Consider the following 4,083-nt stretch of genomic DNA (forward strand, 5'->3'; position numbering starts at 1 on the left):
AATGTCCCACTGCGGTCGTCAAGGGTTAGTCGTCTGCTCTATCATTTCAGTCAACCTGACTTTGACGAATCCCTGCGCTTTTGCGGCCACTTGCAGGAACAGGCCGCGGGTCCCTTGAATACTACACCGATCTTTGTCCCGCGGTGGGCCATGGCCGAGGATCCCCGACGCCCTTGTCCGTTGTGCCTACTGGGCCTGCCCGCGTGGCCGCCCTACACCCCCCAGACCGCGAGTCTGCCTGAGGACGTGCACGCGCGCCCAGATGGGGATTTGTATGCCGCCGTCCGCGAGGTACAGGACCACGGGGTCCACGTGTACGACCCCGAAGACATCGAGTGTCCGGACTGTCGGCGGGTGGCGGAATGGCGTCGAGACCACGGTCCTAAGGACCCCGCGCCCACGGATGAATGGGTGTTTTAGGCGGCCATCCCTTTGCTTTGTCGAAAACAACTGGCGCTCCCGCTCATCGGTCGGCGACTTAGCTGGCGGACTTTTTAAGGAACATGCGCCCCCGTTAACCGCCCATTAACTACCTGAAATTTCTAGGGTCATACGCTCCTAGCTGCTGGTTGATACGGCTGATACCGGGTTCCAGGAAAAGCCACATGCGCGTGCGAACCTACCTATTGTGAAGATGCCTCTGTGGGGATGAGCTTATGAGAGGTCGAACGGATATGGTCAGCCACCGAACCCACGACGGATGCATCGACCCAATGGACGTAATGGCCGCCGTTGACGCCAATCGTCCATATGTGTGGATTCCGACGGAGTACCCACTGCACCGATTGTTCCGCCTTGCGTTGCACCTTGGAAGGCTGCGACGCCCTGGTGCTATAGACCAGCAAAGTGGGTATCGCAATTCGGGCCAAGAGTCGCGGCGAATGAGCCCGATATAGCGCCAAGAGGAGTGCCAGCCCCTCAGGCGCTAATACCGGTTCATAAGTCAATGCTTCTCGGAGATAGTAGTCGTCCTCGAAGGCATACCAGCCCTTCTGCCGACAGGTATTTACGCGCTGCTCCAGCGTCTCCGTCTGATCCGCCGGATCGTTGAGGCGGCCAAGCCACCGCGACAGTCGTTGGATGCCTACTAATCGTTCAGCCGTGGATATGACCGGAACGACATATCCGAACGCGCCCGGTTGGCTGTGCCAACGTGGTAGACGTTCGTGTCCCATATCCAGCAACGTCACTGAGGACACGCGGGATGGATAATGAGAGGCAAAGACCAGCGCCATGTAACCGCCCAGCGAGTGCCCGACCACATGCACCTGCGAAAGGTTGCGGGAATCCAAGTAGGACGCGACCCAGTCCGCGATGGCCCGTTCCGAAACGGGGGGTTCAATTCCCTCGCTGCGTCCATAGCCGGGGAGATCAACCATAAAAAACTGGTGGTCGTGCTGCAGCGCCTCACCGATGTTCAACCCGGCGCGACCAGGCCACCCAGCGCCGGGGAAAAATACCACGGGCCTCCCCGAACCGATCGTCTCATCATAAAACCTCATTATGAACCCTCTTCCACAACAGCATTAATTCGACAAGCAATGCATGTCGTTCTCAAAACCATCGTACAGAAATTTTCGGTGGCTCACCAAGCTACACGCATGCTCGCCCCCGAACAGTCTTGATTCGTATCGTGAAGCATCCACCTCTATATTTTAGAAGCTAGGGCTCTAGACGGAGCAGCTTTCGGTAGGGTTTGATCTGCCGGGACCACTGCCTCAACGCATCCGACATCCAAGGATCCAATTTGAAGGCGTTCACATAGGCCTCGCGGTCATGGACAGGGCGACCATGGGAAATGATGACGCGCTCAAATGGCAAGTAAAGCAATTGTTCGAGCACCCGATGCGGCCCTGCCCCATCCCATGGCGTAGACCAAGTGCGCAACGCCCCGTCCCGCTCCGTGAGGGCATCCGCAAAGACCAGGGTGTGCTGATCGGGCAACCACACCGGCGTCTCGATACCCCAGCGTCCGGCGTTGAGGGCCGTGACACCGCCAGGAACTTCGACACCGGGCTACAGGGAGGCAAACCGTGTGGATGGAACATCGTCAGGGTCGACGAGTGCCGGCCCCCAAGCCGCTGCCCCGTATCGTTCACGAAACCAGTCCACGTCCCGCACATGGTCCGGCTTTAGCACGACGAATTGCGTGGGAGGAGCGTCGGCAAGGCGCTGCCAGACTGCCGCGCCAGCGTCATTGGGCGCGAGCGGATCGATGACAATCACCTCGCCTCGCGATTCGACCACGTGGTCATGACCACCGGATCCCAATCATCGCCCGGCTTCCAATACGGGTGGCGCACCCCCGCCAGAGCAGCGCTCCATCGATATCACCTCTGATCATGTGTTCGGCCTGGGGGTTGGCGTTTCCTGCAAACGGAAGCTGGCTCGCGTGAAATCGATGCGCTCGTAACATACGCTTACCGCGCTTTCTCCCCCGTTACCCGGCTATTGATAAGATGAACTATTGCACAATACATCCACCTGCCGTTCCACGTCCGTTTTCTACCGACCACAAGCGACCCATGCCCACCGCAATTTATGGCGCTGTAATCCACTCTGTCACGGTTGGGTGCTGGGCTCGAAGGAATTGGCGACACGTCTGACCATCGGATCGTACCGGCTTTGGTCGGCCTTTGGATACGTGAGCTTGAGCCAAAAGATGTCCGTCCCCAGGAAGTAAACTTTCGCGTACACAATTGTCGATCCTTCGATACCCGACGCCACACGCCAATGGGCCCCCTTGGCCTCATAGGTTGACGTGGGCGGTTTGGCGACTGAGGGGGTACGCCAGTCGGGCATGCGTCGCATTGATTTCACTAAACGCCGTGATCGTCGCCGATCCGTGGGTCCACGTGCGCCCGTCATGATCGGTTGGGGGCGCTTGAGCCGTAAATTGCTGCGGAATGCGCATGGTAAACGACCCATTGGGCCCGTGATTGGTGAACATCGCATAAGTCCATGACGGTGACGCCAGCCGGGTGCGTGACGGGGTCGGCGTGTTGGCGGATGTGGCAAGGCCCAATACCGCACGCATGGAGCCAGCCATTTCGATCGTGTCGGCACTGTCCGGACGGCCGAACACCCGGTAATCGGTGGCGCCAACTCGCCATGCCACACTCGTTCCCGCCCCATCTGTGGCTCCCCCGACCACGATGACGCCGTGCGCAGCGGGCAATCCGGTCCTTGCCATGGCCTGGGCCACTTCACGGGCTAACTGAACCGTGACGAGTTGGTTCACCTGGACGAGCCATCCTTTCTGATGCCACTCAATGATGTCCACGTGCCCGTGCGAAATCCATTGATCGGCATGAAGGCGGGCCGTCAGCGCGATGCGGGAAGGCGGTGATGTCGGCGGGGATTGGTACGCACTGGATTGCAGCGCGGCTTGCGCGGCGGTCTCCGATGCGTAACGGTGACCTCCAAAACCGCCCAGAACCGTATTAATTCCAAAAGCCGACTCATCAATATGCGGGCTATTGATGGGATAGGACCGCGCTGTGGCAATGAGCCCCACCTGATACTGATCGACGGAACCGGAGGCGGTGACGCTCAGCTTGTGGCCGGTCAAGACAAACGAGTGAATGGCCGTCGCCTGGGGTGCCCATAGCGGCACGGCCGTTTTCTTGGCGAGGAAGGCCATGGCCGCATGGATGGCCGCCTGCCCCGATAGCGGTTGCGCCGGTGGCGTTGCCGTCCGGTTCGATGCCTGAGCGGAGCCGGGGGCGTGCGAGACGGCCCGATGATGCGTCAGAGCTGGAGGATGACCGGCGGACGCCGGGGGCGTCGGACCCTTTCCACAAGCCGCGAGGGCAGGGAGGGTAATCAAAGTCGCTCCTCCCAGTACGATGACGCGAGGGATCAGCCGCATGGAACGCCCTCCTTCAATGCCATCTCTATGTGTTAACGCAGCACTCGCCCCCGAGGTGACATCGCAAGTTTTCGATAGAGGATCCCCGTCGGCGTAGCAACGCCAGACCCAACCCATTGGGCTTACCGAACTCTTGTCCGGGTAATGTTCTATCTTGTTGTCAAGCAATTTCCTGATGATTACACTCCAAAGTAGGCGTTGAGATAGTCTAG

At 59.5% G+C, this 4,083-nt stretch carries 5 protein-coding genes; 1 reads left to right on the forward strand and 4 read right to left on the reverse strand.

Going from position 1 to position 4,083, the window contains the following annotated elements; genetic code table 11:
* Positions 1 to 420, forward strand: a 420-nt coding sequence (locus tag HIJ39_RS21795; RefSeq protein ID WP_169103146.1) for a hypothetical protein, incomplete at its 5' end; no start/stop codon positions are given.
* A gap of 203 nt (positions 421 to 623) precedes the next feature.
* Here the strand turns inward: HIJ39_RS21795 and HIJ39_RS21800 are convergent.
* The 4 genes from HIJ39_RS21800 to HIJ39_RS21815 all read right to left on the reverse strand — a co-directional run bounded on the left by HIJ39_RS21800 (position 624) and on the right by HIJ39_RS21815 (position 3,871).
* Positions 624 to 1,502, reverse strand: coding sequence for an alpha/beta hydrolase (locus HIJ39_RS21800; RefSeq protein ID WP_169103147.1), 879 nt, complete (start codon positions 1,500 to 1,502; stop codon positions 624 to 626).
* Between the two features lie 160 nt (positions 1,503 to 1,662).
* Positions 1,663 to 1,950: a hypothetical protein gene (locus tag HIJ39_RS21805; protein WP_169103148.1), complete on the reverse strand. Its 288-nt coding sequence runs from the start codon at positions 1,948 to 1,950 to the stop codon at positions 1,663 to 1,665.
* Between the two features lie 66 nt (positions 1,951 to 2,016).
* Complete coding sequence (locus HIJ39_RS21810; protein ID WP_169103149.1) at positions 2,017 to 2,247, reverse strand: MBL fold metallo-hydrolase; 231 nt, start codon at positions 2,245 to 2,247, stop codon at positions 2,017 to 2,019.
* 502 nt (positions 2,248 to 2,749) lie between these two features.
* Entirely contained in the window at positions 2,750 to 3,871 is a 1,122-nt protein-coding gene (locus HIJ39_RS21815; protein WP_169103150.1) for a hypothetical protein, read from the reverse strand.
* Between the last annotated feature and the right edge of the window lie 212 nt (positions 3,872 to 4,083).

This window comes from Sulfobacillus harzensis (assembly GCF_012933365.1).
Taxonomy (GTDB): domain Bacteria; phylum Bacillota; class Sulfobacillia; order Sulfobacillales; family Sulfobacillaceae; genus Sulfobacillus_B; species Sulfobacillus_B harzensis.

Excerpts from the sequence above, each read along its gene's own strand:
- HIJ39_RS21800 (WP_169103147.1), bottom strand. The coding sequence starts at position 1,502 with ATGAGGTTTTATGATGAGACGATCGGTTCGGGGAGGCCCGTGGTATTT.
- HIJ39_RS21815 (WP_169103150.1), bottom strand. The coding sequence starts at position 3,871 with ATGCGGCTGATCCCTCGCGTCATCGTACTGGGAGGAGCGACTTTGATT.